Origin of the sequence: Kribbella sp. NPDC051587, assembly GCF_044453945.1 — a bacterium.
GTDB lineage: Bacteria > Actinomycetota > Actinomycetes > Propionibacteriales > Kribbellaceae > Kribbella.
In genome coordinates, this window is the sequence record NZ_JBITDE010000003.1 from 65,820 (window position 1) to 81,270 (window position 15,451).

Sequence of the window (15,451 nt, forward strand, 5' to 3'; positions counted from 1 at the left end):
TTTATCGCCGAAGCATTTCTTCGCTCAGTTTCCACAGCCGATGGGCGTTGTCCGGATCGATCGCGTAGGGCATGACACCGAAGGTTCCCGGCGTCAACGCCAGTACGTCGGTGTCCGGCTCCGCGCCGCTGTGGACGACGGCGACCTCGACGTCCTCGCAGTACAGGCCGCCGAGTCCGTCGAGCTGCGGACCGGTCGCGCACCAGACCTGCGTCGCGGCGCCCTGCTCGGGCGTCTTCAGGCCGCGGCTGGGGTCGATGATGGGTTGGTAGTCGTCGTCAAGGAACCCGCCCCGCCGCAGCACTTCGCGGTCGGCGTTCTGCGCGAGGTTGGTCATGATGCTGCCGGGATGGATCGCGAAAGCTCGAATCCCGCTGTCCTGCTCGCGCTTGTCGAGTTCGACCGCGAACAGCACGTTCGCCGTCTTCGACTGCCCGTACGCCGCATAGGGCGCGTACTCGCGGTCCTCGAAGTTCGGGTCGTCGAACACGACCGGGCTGTAGCGATGGCCGCGCGACGACACGGCGACGACCCGCGCTCCCTGCGCGGCCCGCAGCGCGGGCAGGAGTCGAGTGGTGAGCTGGAAGTGCCCAAGGTGGTTGGTGGCGAACTGCGACTCGAAGCCACGCTTGTCACGCGCCAGCGGGGTGGCCATGATCCCGGCGCTGTTCACCAGCAGCTGGAGCGCGCGTCCGGTGGCGAGGAAACGATCGGCGAAGCCGTCGATGCTGCTGGGATCAAGGAGGTCTAGCTCCTCCACCACGACGCCGTCGATCTCGGCGAGCTGCCTGCTCGCCCGGGCGACATCGCGCGCCGGAACGATCACCTCGGCACCGGCCGCTCGGAAGGCCCGAACCGTCTCCAGGCCGAGTCCCGAGTAGCCGCCGGTGACGATCGCGGTCTGACCGGTGAGGTCGATCCCGGCCGTCACCTCGGCGGCGGTCGAGTACGCGGTGAAGCCGGATCCGATGGGTTGCTGTCTGCTCATACGTCGACCGTAAGTCCGCTGCGACGTACGCTGAATAACTGTGAGTCCCGAAAACATGCTCGATCGTACGGATGTGCTGGCCGAGGTGCTGACCCTGACCGAGGCGACCTGCCACGTCTCCCGGAGCTTCGTTGCGGAGGGCGAGTGGGCACTGCGGTATCCGGCGACCCAGCGGCTCAAGTTCTCCGCGCTGGTCGAGGGGACCTGCTGGATCGACTTCGACCACCTCGATCAGCGGATCGAGCTGCAGCCCGGCGACGTGGTGATGTTCGACGGTCGGCACCAGTTCGTGAAGGGCAACTCAGACGCCGTACCGGTCGGTGACGCGGTCGCCGCTTTCGGGGCCGAGGGATCGGTCGCCCGGTTCGGTACCGGGGTCGGGCCGCGGGTGCGCGGAGTCGGCGGCCATGTCTCGGTCAACCGGATCGGCGAGGAGTTGCTGTTCCGCGCGTTGCCGCCGGTGATCCATCTCCGCGGTGACGACGACAGGTCCGCCGTACTGCGGTGGTTGCTGGAACGGCTTGATCGCGAATCGGCCGGGGGTGAGCCAGGTGCCGGATTGGCCGCCGACAAGCTCGCGCATCTGCTGTTCGTGGAGGCGCTGCGGGCCTGCCTGGACGAGGCGACCGCGCTTCCGGTCGGCTGGTTGCGCGCGACCGCCGACGAGCGCATCGCGCCGGTGCTGCGGTTGATGCATGACGAGCCGGGGCGGGCTTGGCAGCTCGAGGAGCTGGCGAAGGCTGCGGCAATGTCGCGGACGACGTTCGCCGAACGGTTCCGCGCAGTGGCCGGCGTGCCGCCGGTGACCTACCTGCTCAACTGGCGAATGCGGCTTGCCGAGCGAGCGTTGCGCGACGAGGACGTTTCGCTCTCCGCCCTCGCGCACTCGCTCGGCTACACCTCTGACAGTGCCTTCAGTACGGCGTTCAAACGCGTGAACGGCCTTGCGCCGAAGCGCTACCGGGAGGCGTCACGCCGGTGAGGGCATGCCGTAGGCGTGGTCTACGGTCATCGAGAAGAGCAGTCGCTTGTCGCGGACCAGCACGGTGCGGTATTCGTCCCAGTCGGGGTGCTCGCCCGAACCCTTGCGGTAGTAGTCGACGAGCGCGTCCACGGTCTCGTCGTTCGGGTCGGCGGCGACCGGGCTGAGCTCCGCCTTGCCTTCCAGGACGATGTAGGCGCGGCCGCCGTTCTCGTTGATGTAGACGCTGGCGCGCGGGTCGCGGCGCAGGTTCTTCGTCTTGGCGCGATCGTCGGTCAGTGAGATGCGGACGTGCTCGCCGTCGTACACATAGGTGATGTTCGACAGCTGCGGCCGGCCGTCACGCTTGAGCGTGACGAGGACGCCGAGGCCGGTACTGCCGATCCGTTCGAGGAGAGAGGTCATGCCAAGAGCCTAGAGATTCAAGTGCTCTTGAAGGCAACAGACGCTGTGGGTTGGCTGAAGATCGGTCGCGCAGCCTGGTCCTGAGCCGTTCGGGTGGAAAGCATCGGGGACATGACCGAGATCAGCGAGCAGGCCGTCGTACGGCGGCTGAACGAGCGACTGGGGTTCGGGCCGCCGCCGGGGGAGCCGGCGGCGGGTTTCGACGAGACGGTACGGCGGTTGCTCGGACCGGCCACGGATGCCGCGGCCGCGGCGATCGCACCGCCGACCGGGCTGACCCCGCCACCGCGGACCGGGACCAAGGCCGACAAGCCGGACAAGGCGGCGAAGAAGGCCGAGCGGCAGGCGCGGACGGCGCAGGAGCGGAAGCTGACCATCTGGTGGCTGGACCGGATGGTGGCGAGCCGGACGGCCTCCGAGCGGCTGACGTGGTTCTGGCACGGGCATTTCGCGACGAGCAATCAGAAGGTCCGCAACGCGGCCTGGATGCTCGCCCAGAACCAGACGCAACGCCGGTACGCCGCGGCCGGCTTCGGCGACCTGGCCGCCGCGATGATCGTGGACAGCGCGACGATCCGCTGGCTCGACGGGCAGAAGAACCGCAAGGGCTCGCCGAACGAGAACCTGGCGCGCGAGTTCCTGGAGTTGTTCACCCTCGGCATCGGCCACTACGAGGAGAAGGATGTCGCCGAGGGCGCGCGCTGCCTGACCGGCTGGGTGCTCGGCAAGGACGGGCCCGGCGATCAAGGGGCGGCCGCGACGTTCAAACGGCAACGGTTCGACTCCGGCAGCAAGACCGTGCTCGGCAAGACGGGCAACTTCGATGCCAAGGCGTACGCCGGACTCGCACTGGCCCGGCCGGAGTCGGCACCGTTCGTCATCGGCCGGCTGTGGTTCCGACTGGTGTCGACCACGCCGCCGGATGCGGCGGCGATGACCCGGCTGGAAACGGCGTACGGGCCTGGACGGAACGTGAAGTCGTTGCTGACAGCAATGGTCGCTGAGGCGGCCTTCCGGGACCCGGCGGCCTCGCTGGTGAAGCAGCCGGTCGAGTGGGTAGTCGGTCTGATGCGCGCGTTGCGGATCACGCCGGGCAAGCTCGCGGAGAAGGAGCAGACCAAGCTGCTGGCCGGTCTGCGCGGGATGGGACAGCTGCCGTTCCGTCCGCCGAGTGTCGGCGGTTGGCCGTCCGGTGCGAGCTGGCTGACCACGTCGGCCGGTCTCACCCGGCTGCAGCTCGCGCAGCACCTGGCCGCGCACGCCGAGCTCAAGGCGATCGGCTCCGCGGACGACGTGGCCGAGCTGCTCGGCGTCGACGGCTGGTCGGCGCGGACCAAGGCCGCGCTCGGTGCAGTGAAGCAGCCGGCGCAACTGGTGGCGATCGCTGCCTGCGCCCCCGAGTACGTCGTGAGCGGATGAGTGGAGGACCGATGGACAACGTGACCAGAAGGCGATTCCTGACGCTGAGTGGCGTGACCGCTGCGGGCGCTCTGGCAGCCGGCGCGACCCAGGTGCACTGGTCCGACCTGCTCGCCGCCGCCGTCAACGATCCGCTGCCGAGCGATGAGTCCGTGCTCGTGGTGATCACCCTGTACGGCGGCAACGACGGCCTGAATACCGTGGTCCCGGCCGCGGACCCGGCGTACCAGCAGGCTCGGCCGGACCTGGCCTACCAGCCGAACGAGGTACTCGACCTGGGCGAAGGTCTCGGCCTCAATCCCGGGCTGAAGGGCTTGAAGGGGCTGTGGGACGACAAGCAACTCGCGATCGTCCGTGGGGTCGGCTATCCACAGCCGGACCGCAGTCACTTCCGATCGATGGCGATCTGGCAGACGGCCTCCCCGAAGTCGCCGATCCCGACCGGCTGGCTCGGTCGCTGGCTGGACGCGACCGGCGCCGACCCGCTGCGCGCGGTCTCCGTCGAGCCGACCCTGCCGCCGCTGCTGGCCGGTGCGAGCACCGCCGCGGCCTCGTTGCCGTTGCGCGGGCTGGCGCTACCGAAAGGCGCGATCGGTACGGCGTACGCCGCTCTCGGGAAGCCGAGTCCGGGGGAGGGGTTGTGGCAGGCGAAAGCAGCCAAGGCGGTCCTGGACCTCCAGGAGGCTACGCGCGTGCTGGGAACCGCCGTGAAGATGGGTCATGACGAGACGCCTGATGAAGACGAGCAGGGGACACAAGGTGCGTCTGCCGGTGGGACTTCGCAGCTCGGGGCGCAGTTGGACCTGATCGCGGGGCTGATCGAGGCCGGCGTACCGACTCGGGCCTACTCGGCGTCGCTCGGTGGGTTCGACACGCATGCGGATGAGCGCGGTACTCAGCAACGGTTGCTGAGCGAGCTGGACGCGGCGTTGACGCCGTTCGCCCAGCGACTGGCGAAGACCGATCGGGGCAAAAATGCGGTGGTGCTCGTCTACTCCGAGTTCGGCCGGCGGGTGCAGGCGAACGGCAGCGAGGGGACCGACCACGGTACGGCGGGTCCGGTGCTTGTCCTGGGCAACAAAGTGGCCGGTGGGTTCCATGGCGAACAGCCGAGTCTGACCGATCTGTCCAACGGCGATCTCAAGGCGACCACCGACTTCCGGGACGTCTACGCGAGTGTCCTGCAGCACGTGCTCGGCACCGACCCAGGGAAGATCCTCGACGGGCACACGACCACGATCGACGGACTGCTGCGTGCGTGAGTGCGAGGATGGCTGAATGGCGGCGCGGGTGCTGGTGGTCGAGGACGCGGAACCGATCCGGACCGCGGTCGGGATCGCGCTGACCGAGGCCGGGCACGAGGTCCGGACCCGCGCCGACGGGGACGGGCTGGAGCGGGAGCTGGCCGGGTTCCGGCCCGACCTGGTTCTGCTGGACGTGATGCTGCCTGGGCGGGACGGCTTCGAGTTGCTGGGCGTGACGCGGGAGACGTCGAACGCCGGCGTGATCCTGCTGACCGCCCGCGACGGCGTGGAGGACCGGCTGCACGGGTTGCGTACCGGTGCCGACGACTATGTGGTGAAGCCCTTCGTGCTGGCCGAGCTGATCGCTCGCGTCGAGGCGGTACTGCGCCGGATGGGGCGACTGCGGACGGTGCTCGAGGTCGGTGACCTGGTGATCGATGTCGAGGCCGGGGTCGCGACACGCGGTGGCGACGTGGTCGAGCTGACCGCGACGGAGTACAAGCTGTTGCTGTTCCTGGCCGGTCGCAGTGGCAAGGTGGTCGGGAAAACGCAGCTGCTGACCGCGGTCTGGGGGTATGACGACTATGCGCCGAACCTGGTCGAGGTCAACATCAGCGCACTGCGCCGCAAGCTCGGTGCAGGGTTGCTGCACACCGTGCGTGGATCGGGATACGTGCTGAAACCGGAGGAGTCGTGAGGCGGTTCCGCGGGGCGTCGCTGCGGATGCGCGTGACGCTGACGGCGATCGCCGTACTGCTCGTCGTGCTGCCGGTTACCGGGCTGGTGGTGAAGGCGGTCTTCGACGCGCAGGCGGAGCGCAGCCTGGACTCGCTGTTGTCGGGCCGCGCGCAGCTGGCTCAGCAGCTCGCCCGCCAAAACGTTGCTCCAGGCAACCTTGTACGGCGGATCGACGCGGATGGGGTCCGGGTCACGCTCATCCTGCGGAACGGTCAGCAGTTCGGCGCGCCGCCGATCGAGGCAGGCGGCACCGTCCGTCAGGTGAAAGCCACCCTGCAAGCCGGTCAACGCACCCGCGACGCAACGCTGCTGCTCACCGCCGACACCGCTCTGCTCGCCGACGCCGGTGCCCGCCTCCGCACTGTTCTCCTGCTCTCCGGTGCAGCCGCGGTCCTGATCACCGCGCTGGCCCTGATCGCCCTGATGCGCTTGGCGCTGAAGCCACTGGACAACATGACCACACTCGCCCGCTCTATCGTCGCGGGCCGCCGTGGTGACCGCCTCCATCTTGAACGCGCCGACACCGAACTCGGCCGCACCGCCGCCGCGTTCGACGAGATGCTCGATGCTCTCGAAGGAGCCGAACACACCGCCCACCGCTCCGAAGACCGGATGCGCGAGTTCGTCGCCGACGCGGCCCACGAACTCCGCACCCCGATCACCGGCATCCAGACCGCCGCCGAAACCCTCATTCACCTGGGCCCCGAAGCAGCGCCTGACCGCCGCGAGGAACTAGAGCTCCTCCTCGTCCGCGAGTCCCACCGAGCCGGTCGCCTGGTCGCCGACCTCCTCGAGCTGAGCCGCCTCGACGCCGGCCTCCAACTTCACCTCACCCCCGTCGACCTCAATGCCTTGGCCCAGACCGAAGCCGCCCACTCCCGTCTCCGCGCCCCCGACTTGGCCATCACCGTCGGCCCCGGCCCGGCCACCGTCGTACAGGGTGATGCCGAGCGGTTGGCGCAGGTGCTGGCCGGGTTGCTGGACAACGCGCGGCAGGCCGGAGCGCGGCGGGCGAACATCGTCGTACGGGCTGACGGGTTCGTGGTCGAGGACGACGGGCCAGGGGTGCCGCCGGGGCAGCGGGAGCGGATCTTCCAGCGGCTCGTGCACGGGCCGCACAGCAAGGGCGCCGGCCTCGGGCTGGCGATCGCCCGCGGGGTGGCGCGCGCGCACGGAGGGGACCTCATCGTCGGCGATCGGCCGGGCGGGCAGCGGGGAGCGTCGTTCCAGCTGCGGTTACCGACCTGAGTCGTCACGCTGCGTGTCTCGCCGAGTGAGACCCCGGGTTCGACGGGTCAAGTGGGTTGTGCATAGACTCTTCGTCACTATGCGGCACCAGCTTCTCCTCCTTCGCTGCCGCGGCGAGGCCTGACAAGGCCGGTTCCCTCGCCGCGGAGTCTCGTCGTATGCCGGTCGTCCTCTACACGACCCCGCTGACATCTCCCGAGGAGAACCCGTGGCACCGCAGAATCAGCCCCAGCCTGTACAGCAGCCGTCCGGCATGCCGATCCACCGCTACTCCGCGTTCCCGCCGATCGACCTGCCGGACCGCACCTGGCCGGCCAGGTCCGTCGCGAAGACCCCGCGCTGGCTGTCCACCGACCTCCGCGACGGCAACCAGGCGCTGGTCGAGCCGATGTCGCCGGCCCGCAAGCGGCGGATGTTCGACCTGCTGGTGAAGATGGGCTACAAGGAGATCGAGGTCGGTTTCCCGAGCGCCAGCCAGTACGACTTCGACTTCGTCCGCAGCCTGATCGAGGGCGACGCGATCCCCGAGGACGTGACGATCTCCGTCCTGACCCAGGCCCGCGAGGAGCTCATCGAGCGGACCGTGCAGTCGCTGCAGGGTTCGCCGAAGGCGACCATCCATCTCTACAACGCGACCGCGCCGCTGTTCCGCCGGGTCGTGTTCAACGTGGACAAGGCCGAGTGCCTGAACATCGCCGTGCGCGGTACCGAGATCGTGATGAAGTACGCCGACGACATCCTCGGCGACTGCCAGTTCGGCTACCAGTACAGCCCGGAGATCTTCACCGGTACCGAGCTGGAGTTCGCGCTCGAGGTCTGCGAGGCCGTCAGCGATGTGTGGCAGCCCGCCGAGGGCCGCGAGATCATCCTGAACCTGCCGGCCACCGTCGAGATGTCCACGCCGAACGTCTACGCCGACCAGATCGAGTGGTTCGGCCGCAACCTGACCCGGCGCGAGCACTCCGCGATCAGCCTGCACCCGCACAACGACCGCGGTACGGCGGTCGCCGCCACCGAACTGGGTCTGATGGCCGGTGCGGACCGGGTCGAGGGCTGCCTGTTCGGCCATGGTGAGCGGACCGGCAACGTCGACCTGGTGACGCTGGGGATGAACCTGTTCAGCCAGGGCATCGACCCGCAGATCGACTTCGCCGACATCGACGAGATCCGCCGGACGGTCGAGTACTGCACCCAGATGCGCGTCCCCGAGCGCCAGCCGTACGCCGGTGACCTCGTCTACACCGCCTTCTCCGGATCGCACCAGGACGCGATCAAGAAGGGCCTGGAGGCGCTGGAGAAGCAGGCTGCCGCCGAGGGGAAGCCGGTCGGCGAGATCCACTGGGAGGCGCCGTACCTGCCGATCGACCCGAAGGACGTCGGCCGCTCCTACGAGGCCGTCATCCGGGTGAACTCGCAGTCCGGCAAGGGCGGCATCGCCTACATGATGAAGTCGGAGCACCGGCTCGACCTGCCGCGCCGGCTGCAGATCGAGTTCAGCCGGGTCGTCCAGCAGCACACCGACGCCGAGGGCGGCGAGGTCGGCCCGCAGCAGCTGTGGGACATCTTCGCGGCCGAGTACCTGGCGCCGGGCAAGCTGTCGCTGCTGACGGTCAACTCGTCGTCCGGCGAGGCGGTCAACGACCAGCTCCGCGTTCAGGTCTATTCCAATGGTGTCCCGCACGAGCTGACCGGTGAGGGCAACGGCCCGGTCTCCGCTTTCGTCGACGCCATCAAGCCGCTGAAGTACGACGTACGGGTGCTGGACTACCACGAGCACGCGCTCTCGGCCGGTGGGGACGCCCTGGCCGCGGCGTACGTCGAGTGCGAGGTCGGCGACGACGTGTTCTGGGGTGTCGGTCGCGACGCCAACATTCTCACTGCTTCGCTGAAGGCGGTCGTCTCCGCGATCAACCGCGCAACGCGCTGACTATCAAACGGCGCCCGTGACCCGGAAGGGTTTGCGGGCGTCGTTTGCGTTGCGGTCCGGAGTGATCCAGCACACACCGTGGCAAGATCAGTGCACACGGCAATCGTCTGCTCACGATTCGGTGTCTCTGACTTCCGAACCTCTGAAACCGTTGACTTGATGCCTGCGGCTGCGCAAACTAGCGCCACTGTGCGCAGATCAATGCAAGAGATCGTGCATTAGGCAGTACTAAGTCCTAGTCAGCTCGTCGGCGGTCCTCGATGGAGGTGAGCAGTGAGCGGTGCGGTCGAGACACCTGCCCCCCAGCTGATCGAAGGGCCGGTGGACGAACCGAAGCCCTCGGCGGCGCGGCGCTTCTTCAGCGCCTGGCTGGTCCGGAGGCTGGCCAAGGCGATCCTGACGATCTTCCTGGTCTCCACCCTGACGTTCTTCCTGGTCCGGCTGCTGCCGGGCAACCCGGTCGACACGTACATCCAGACGCAGATCGCGCAGACCGGCATCTCCTACGCCGACGCGGCCGCGCAGGCGCGGAACCTGTTCTCGCTGGACCCGAACGAGCCGCTGATCCTGCAGTACCTGACCTACATGGGCAACCTGCTGCAGGGTGACTTCGGCACCTCACTGCTCTCGCCCGGTACGACGGTCGCCCAGGTGATCAAGACCTACCTGCCGTGGACGCTGTTCTCGGTCGGTATCGCGCAGATCCTGAGCTTCATCCTGGGGATCGTGGCGGGCATGATCATGGCCTACCGCCGGGAGAGCTGGATCGACCATCTGCTCACCTCGATCGGCTCGCTGCTGCACGCGATCCCGAACTACATCGTGGCGATCCTGATCGTGGTCTTCCTCGGCGTGAAGCTGCAGGTCTTCAACCTGACCGAGGCGCGCGGTTCCTACACGCCCGGTGTCACACCGTCGTTCAGCTTCAACTTCCTGAACGACATCCTGTACCACGCGACGCTGCCGATCCTGGCCTATCTGCTCACCACGGTCGGCTCCTGGGCCCTGGTGATGAAGTCGTCCACGGTCGAGACCCTGGGCGAGGACTACGTCACCGTCGCCCGCGCCCGCGGCCTGACCGACAACCGGATCCGCGCCGGGTACGTCGGCCGCAACGCGGTGCTGCCGTTGTTCAGCCAGCTGGCGGTGTCGCTCGGCTTCGTGGTCGGCGGCTCGATCTTCGTGGAGAAGATCTTCGGCTACCAGGGCATCGGCTTCAGCCTCTACAACGCCGTCTCGGGCCGCGACTACCCGGTCCTGCAAGGCATCTTCCTGGTCGTCACGATCTCCGTGGTGGTGGCCAACCTGCTCGCCGACGTCCTCTACAGCCGGCTGGATCCGCGGATCCGGGTCGGCGGGAAGGCCAAGGGGTAAGCGCGTGGCCACCGAGACTGTGACCAGCGGCGCCGTCGCCGCGATCGGTACGACGGGGGTCTCCCGGTTCGCCGGGATCCTGCGCTCGTTGCGCCGCAGCCCGGCCGGGTTCATCGGCTTCATCATCGTGGCGCTGCTGGTGCTGATCACCGCGATCGGGCCGATCTTCACCCCGACGCTCGAGCCGAACATCAAGGAGATCCTGCTGCCCTTCGGGTCGCCCGGGCATCTGCTCGGGACCGACAACGAGGGCAAGGACGTGCTGATCCAGATGATCGACGGCGGCCGGTCCGTCATCTTCATCGGGTTCGTCGCCGCCGCGATCTCGACCGCGCTCGCGATCGCGCTCGGATCCCTGGCCGCCTACCTCGGCGGCTGGGTGGACTCCGCGGTCGTGACGGCGGCCGACGTCGTCCTGACGGTGCCGCAGATCGTGCTGCTCGCCGTCCTGGGTGCGCTCTTCAAGCTGGACTCGCCGTTGCTGCTCGCGCTGCTGGTCGGTGGACTGTCCTGGCCGGTGCTGACCCGGGCGGTGCGTTCGCAGGTGCTGTCGCTGAAGGAACGGGAGTTCGTCGAAGCGGCCCGGCTGCTCGACCTCGGCACCGCGCGGGTGGTGTTCGTCGAGATCCTGCCGAACATGGCCAGCTTCATCCTGATGAACTTCATGATCGGGGTCACGAACGCGATCTACTCGCTCGTCGGCCTGTACCTGCTCGGCCTCGCGCCGCTGACCGGCTCGAACTGGGGGATCATGCTGAACCGGGCCTGGATCGCCGGCGCGATCTTCAACGACGCCAGCCTGGGGTTCATCCTCAGTCCGGTGGTCGCGATCACGCTGCTCCTGCTCGGTCTGGTGATGATGACCAGGTCGCTCGAGGAGATCCTCAACCCACGTCTCCGGGACCGGTGATCGCGATGACTGTTCCCACGGCAAGCGCGCGTGCGGTGCGCGGTGGTACCGGCAAGCCGCTGCTCTCGATCCGCGACTTCAAGGTCGAGTACCGAACCGGCTCCGGTACGACGGTGCAAGCGGTCCGCGGTGTCGACCTCGACCTGTTCCCGGGCGAGAGCCTGGCCCTGGTGGGGGAGAGCGGTTGCGGCAAGACCACGTTCGGGCTCGGCCTGTTGCGGCTGCTGCCGCGCCTGGGGCACGCGTCCGGCCAGGTCACCTTCAACCGCAGTGACGGCACGGAGATCGACGTACTGGGTCTCGACGGCCGGGACCTGCGCAAGTTCCGCTGGCGGGACGCCGCGATGGTGTTCCAGGGCGCGATGAACGCCTTCAACCCGGTGCTGAAGATCCGCGGCCACATGCACGACACGATGCGGGCGCACACCAAGGCGACCAAGCAGGAGATCGAGGAGCGGGCCGGCGAACTGCTCCGGCTGGTCCGGCTCGAACCCGAGCGGGTGATGGACTCGTACCCGCACGAGCTGTCCGGCGGGATGCGGCAGCGCGTGCTGATCGCGATGAGCCTGCTGCTCGAGCCCGAAGTGCTGATCCTCGACGAGCCGACCACGGCCCTCGACATCCTCACCCAGCGGTCGGTGGTCGACGTCCTGCACGAGGTGCGGGAGCGGCTCGGCTTCTCGATGATCTTCATCTCGCACGACCTGTCGCTGGCCGCCGAGCTGGCCGACCGGGTCGCCACCATGTACGCCGGCCGGATCATCGAGACCGGTGGCGTCCGGGACATGTTCTACCAGCCGCGGCACCCGTACACGCTCGGCCTGATCAAGGCCGTGCCGCCGATCGTCGGCGACCTGCCGGACCTCGAGTCGATCCCGGGCGGACCGCCGAGCCTGGCCAACCTGCCGAAGGGCTGCGCGTTCCACCCGCGCTGCAAGTTCGCCACCGACGAATGCCAGGAGGTGGATCCGCCGTTGATCCCGATCACCGACGAGGCCGGTAGCGCCCACGACGTCGCCTGCATCCACTCCGCCGACGTCCACCTCGAGCGGAAGGAGGCCGCCTCATGACCGCGGTCGACGAGACTCCCGCCGTACAGGAGTCCAGTGGCAAGCCGTTGATGACGCTGGACGGGGTCAGCCAGGTGTTCGACACCAAGGCGGGACCGATCCGCGCGGTCGATCATGCCAACCTGTCGATCAACCCCGGCGAGGTGCTCTGCCTGGTAGGGGAGAGCGGTTCGGGCAAGACGACCGCGGCCCGGATGGCGGCCGGCCTGACTCGCCCGAGTAGCGGGCAGGTGATGTTCGACGGGGCCGACATCTGGTCCCTGAAGAAGAACGAGTTCAAGGACTTCCGGCGCAGCGTGCAGTACGTGCACCAGGACCCGTACGCTTCGCTGAACCCGACCCGGACGATCCAGCAGACGCTCACCGCACCGCTGCTCAAGCACGGCGTGGTGAAGGGCGCCAAGGCCGCCGCCGAACGCGCGACCGAATTGCTGGCGAAGGTCGACCTGACGCCGCCGGAGAACTACCTCTCGAAGTACCCGCACCAGCTGTCCGGTGGCCAACGGCAACGAGTCGCCGTCGCCCGGGCGCTGACGCTGGACCCGAAGATCATCATCGCCGACGAATCGACCTCGATGCTCGACGTGTCGATCCGGATCAGCGTGCTGGCGATGCTCGGCCGGCTGCGCGACGAGCTCGGCGTGGGCTTCCTGTTCATCACCCACGACCTGGCGATCGCGAAGTACTTCGGCTGGCGCGGCCGGACCGCGGTGATGTACCTCGGCCGGATCGTCGAGTTCGGCCCGACCCCGCGGATCATCAACGCGCCGACGCACCCGTACACGCGGGCGCTGATCGACGCGATCCCGGAGCCGGATCCCGACCTGACCCGGACCAAGAACGCGGAATCCCTGCGCAGCCTGGAGATTCCGAGCCTGGCGCACCTGCCACCGGGCTGTGCGTTCCACCCGCGCTGCGGGCGGTTCGAGGACGGGCTGTGCGACGGCGAGGTACCGCAGCTGCTCCAGGTCCGGCCGGGACAGTCGGCCGCGTGTCACGTCGTCCAGCGCGACGGCGCCGATGAGCCGGCGGCCTGATGCCGCCGGAGCTGGGCCGGATGGCACTCGGCTGGGCGGCCTTCCTGGTCCTGGCCGCCGGTGTCCTGCTGCTCACGCTCACCCCCGGTACGCCGGAGTTCGTCGTCACGTTGTTCACCTTGTTCTTGGGCCTGTTCCTGGGCCTGATCGTCGTCGCCGCAGTCGTGTGGACCCGGCGCCGTACGAAGCGAGAAGACGGTCAGTAACACCCTTATCTGAGAAAGGTTAGGACCGAGGATGAGTCCCACCGGCAACAACGAGTCCGGGGCACGGGCCCGGACGAACGAGGTCTCCCGCCGCAACGTGCTCCAGCTGTTCGGCATCGCCGGTCTCGGCGCCGCCGGTCTCGGCTCGGCCGTGGCGTGCTCGCCCAGCAAGCCGAACGCCCAGGGCGGCGGTGGTGGCGGCGACAAGGAGTTCCACGGCGCCTACCCGTACCAGCTGCCCCCGAAGGGCCACTTCAACCTGGCTGCCGGTGTTCTCGACGGCGTGCAGCAGTCCAGCCCGTACCTCGACCTCATCTATCCCAGCTCCGGTCTGTACTACTGGGCCGACAAGAAGTGGGAATACATGATGGCCGAGTCCGGGACCCTGGACGAGAAGGCCAACACGTACACGCTCAAGCTCCGTTCCGGCCTGACCTGGAGCGACGGCTCGCCCGTGACCAGCAAGGACGTCGTCGCGACGTTCAACCTGCGCTGGCTGATGCGTCAGCAGGATTGGACCTTCCTGGCCGATGTCAAGGCGACCGACGACACCACCGCCGTCTTCACGATCGGTACGCCGTCCACGGTGCTCGAGCGCTACATCCTGCGCGCCCCGATCCTGCCCGCGGCCGTGTACGGCGAGTGGGCGACCAAGGCCGAGACGCTCCGCAAGGCGAAGGGCAGCCTCGACGAGGGCGAAGGCAAGACCTTGAACGGGGACTTCCAGAAGTTCCACCCGGAGAACCCGATCGTCTCCGGCCCGTTCAACTACGACGTCAAGAGCATGACGAACTCGCAGATGACGCTGGTCAAGAACGACAAGGGCCTGTTCGCCGACAAGATCGGCTTCACCAAGGTCGTGCTGTACAACGGTGAGACCTCCGACATCACCCCGACGGTGATGAACAAGGATGTCGACTACGCCACCCACGGCTTCGCGGTGGCCAGCGAGAAGACGTTCCAGCAGAACGGGTTCCGGATCCTGCGGCCGCCGGTGTACTCCGGTCCCGCGCTGGTCTTCAACTACACCACGCATCCCGAGTTCGCCGACGTCCGCGTCCGGCAGGCGATCGCCTACATCCTGGACCGCGGCGAGAACGGCACGATCGCGCTCGGCGAGTCCGGCAAGGCCTGCAAGTTCATGGCCGGGTTCTCCGACCAGGCGGTACCGGACTGGGTCTCCGACGCCGACCAGAAGAAGCTGAACGCCTACGACAAGGACTTCGACAAGGCCACCCAGCTGCTCACCGCGGCCGGCTGGAAGAAGGCCGGCGACAAGTGGCAGACGCCGGCCGGCAAGCCCGCGGCGTACGACATCAAGTTCCCGACCGAGTTCGCCGACTGGAACCCGGCCGCCACCAACGCGGCCGACCAGCTGACCAAGTTCGGGTTCAACATCACCAAGCGCGGGATCACCTTCACGCAGCTGAGCCCCGACGTCCTGGCCGGCAAGTTCGACCTGGCGATCCAGAGCTGGGGCGCGTCGTCGCACCCGCACCCGTACTTCTCGTTCGTGCAGGACCTCTACGCGTTCAACTACGTGACGGCCGCGAACTCCGGCGGCAAGGGGATGAACTTCCCGCTCAAGCAGAAGACCTCCGCGGGTGACATCGACCTCAAGTCCGTCGTCGACAAGTCCGCCCAGGGCCTCGACGTGGACGAGCAGAAGAAGAACGTGACCGCGGCCGCGCTCGCGTTCAACGAACTGCTGCCGATCATCCCGCTCTGGGAGCGCTACGGGAACAACCCGGCCCTCGAGGGCAAGCGGGTGGCCAAGTTCCCGGCCGACGACGACCCCATCCTGAAGAACGCCCCGTACGCCGACAACTTCGTCATCATGGGCATGTACGCCGGCAAGGTCGCGCCGGTTTAATCGTTCGCTTCTGACCCGTTTGTTTGGTTG

Annotated in this window: 14 protein-coding genes; 12 read left to right on the forward strand and 2 right to left on the reverse strand. The window is 67.9% G+C overall.

Annotation, left to right across the window (positions count from 1 at the left end):
- Position 1: 1 nt before the first annotated feature.
- Positions 2-988, reverse strand: coding sequence for an oxidoreductase (locus tag ACIA49_RS12515; protein ID WP_396377244.1), 987 nt, complete (start codon positions 986-988; stop codon positions 2-4).
- A 55-nt stretch (positions 989-1,043) separates the two neighbouring features.
- Here ACIA49_RS12515 and ACIA49_RS12520 point away from each other — a divergent pair, with 55 nt between their 5' ends.
- Positions 1,044-1,970 (forward strand): AraC family transcriptional regulator, encoded by a 927-nt coding sequence (locus ACIA49_RS12520; RefSeq protein WP_396377245.1) that lies wholly within the window; start codon positions 1,044-1,046, stop codon positions 1,968-1,970.
- Here ACIA49_RS12520 and ACIA49_RS12525 read toward each other — a convergent pair.
- On the reverse strand, positions 1,959-2,375 hold the full coding sequence (locus ACIA49_RS12525) for a PPOX class F420-dependent oxidoreductase (RefSeq protein ID WP_396377246.1): 417 nt from the start codon (positions 2,373-2,375) through the stop codon (positions 1,959-1,961). The two genes, ACIA49_RS12520 and ACIA49_RS12525, sit on opposite strands and share 12 nt — an antisense overlap.
- Before the next feature lie 111 nt (positions 2,376-2,486).
- Here ACIA49_RS12525 and ACIA49_RS12530 point away from each other — a divergent pair, with 111 nt between their 5' ends.
- The 11 genes from ACIA49_RS12530 to ACIA49_RS12580 all read left to right on the forward strand — a co-directional run bounded on the left by ACIA49_RS12530 (position 2,487) and on the right by ACIA49_RS12580 (position 15,421).
- Entirely contained in the window at positions 2,487-3,794 is a 1,308-nt protein-coding gene (locus ACIA49_RS12530; RefSeq protein WP_396377247.1) for a DUF1800 family protein, read from the forward strand.
- An 11-nt stretch (positions 3,795-3,805) separates the two neighbouring features.
- On the forward strand, positions 3,806-5,056 hold the full coding sequence (locus ACIA49_RS12535) for a DUF1501 domain-containing protein (protein WP_396377248.1): 1,251 nt from the start codon (positions 3,806-3,808) through the stop codon (positions 5,054-5,056).
- 16 nt (positions 5,057-5,072) lie between these two features.
- A complete protein-coding gene (locus tag ACIA49_RS12540; RefSeq protein ID WP_396377249.1) occupies positions 5,073-5,735 on the forward strand; it encodes a response regulator transcription factor in 663 nt (220 codons plus the stop codon).
- On the forward strand, positions 5,732-7,024 hold the full coding sequence (locus ACIA49_RS12545; protein ID WP_396377250.1) for an ATP-binding protein: 1,293 nt from the start codon (positions 5,732-5,734) through the stop codon (positions 7,022-7,024). The genes ACIA49_RS12540 and ACIA49_RS12545 overlap by 4 nt, the downstream gene beginning before the upstream one ends.
- Positions 7,025-7,277: 253 nt before the next feature.
- Positions 7,278-8,951 carry a 2-isopropylmalate synthase gene (gene leuA / locus ACIA49_RS12550; RefSeq protein WP_396377838.1) on the forward strand — a complete coding sequence of 558 codons (1,674 nt, stop codon included), beginning with the start codon at positions 7,278-7,280 and terminating at the stop codon, positions 8,949-8,951.
- A 273-nt stretch (positions 8,952-9,224) separates the two neighbouring features.
- Complete coding sequence (locus tag ACIA49_RS12555; RefSeq protein WP_396377251.1) at positions 9,225-10,325, forward strand: ABC transporter permease; 1,101 nt, start codon at positions 9,225-9,227, stop codon at positions 10,323-10,325.
- Positions 10,326-10,329: 4 nt separating this feature from the next.
- Positions 10,330-11,235, forward strand: coding sequence for an ABC transporter permease (locus tag ACIA49_RS12560; RefSeq protein ID WP_391545477.1), 906 nt, complete (start codon positions 10,330-10,332; stop codon positions 11,233-11,235).
- A 5-nt stretch (positions 11,236-11,240) separates the two neighbouring features.
- Positions 11,241-12,305, forward strand: a complete 1,065-nt coding sequence (locus ACIA49_RS12565; protein ID WP_396377252.1) for an ABC transporter ATP-binding protein — start codon at positions 11,241-11,243, stop codon at positions 12,303-12,305.
- The gene (locus ACIA49_RS12570; RefSeq protein WP_396377253.1) at positions 12,302-13,342 is read left to right on the forward strand and encodes an ABC transporter ATP-binding protein; all 1,041 of its coding nucleotides are present in this window, start codon (positions 12,302-12,304) and stop codon (positions 13,340-13,342) included. The genes ACIA49_RS12565 and ACIA49_RS12570 overlap by 4 nt, the downstream gene beginning before the upstream one ends.
- Positions 13,342-13,548 carry a hypothetical protein gene (locus ACIA49_RS12575; RefSeq protein WP_396377254.1) on the forward strand — a complete coding sequence of 69 codons (207 nt, stop codon included), beginning with the start codon at positions 13,342-13,344 and terminating at the stop codon, positions 13,546-13,548. Before ACIA49_RS12570 ends, ACIA49_RS12575 begins: the two co-directional genes overlap by 1 nt.
- Positions 13,549-13,579: 31 nt before the next feature.
- Entirely contained in the window at positions 13,580-15,421 is a 1,842-nt protein-coding gene (locus ACIA49_RS12580) for an ABC transporter substrate-binding protein (RefSeq protein ID WP_396377255.1), read from the forward strand.
- Positions 15,422-15,451: the final 30 nt, after the last annotated feature.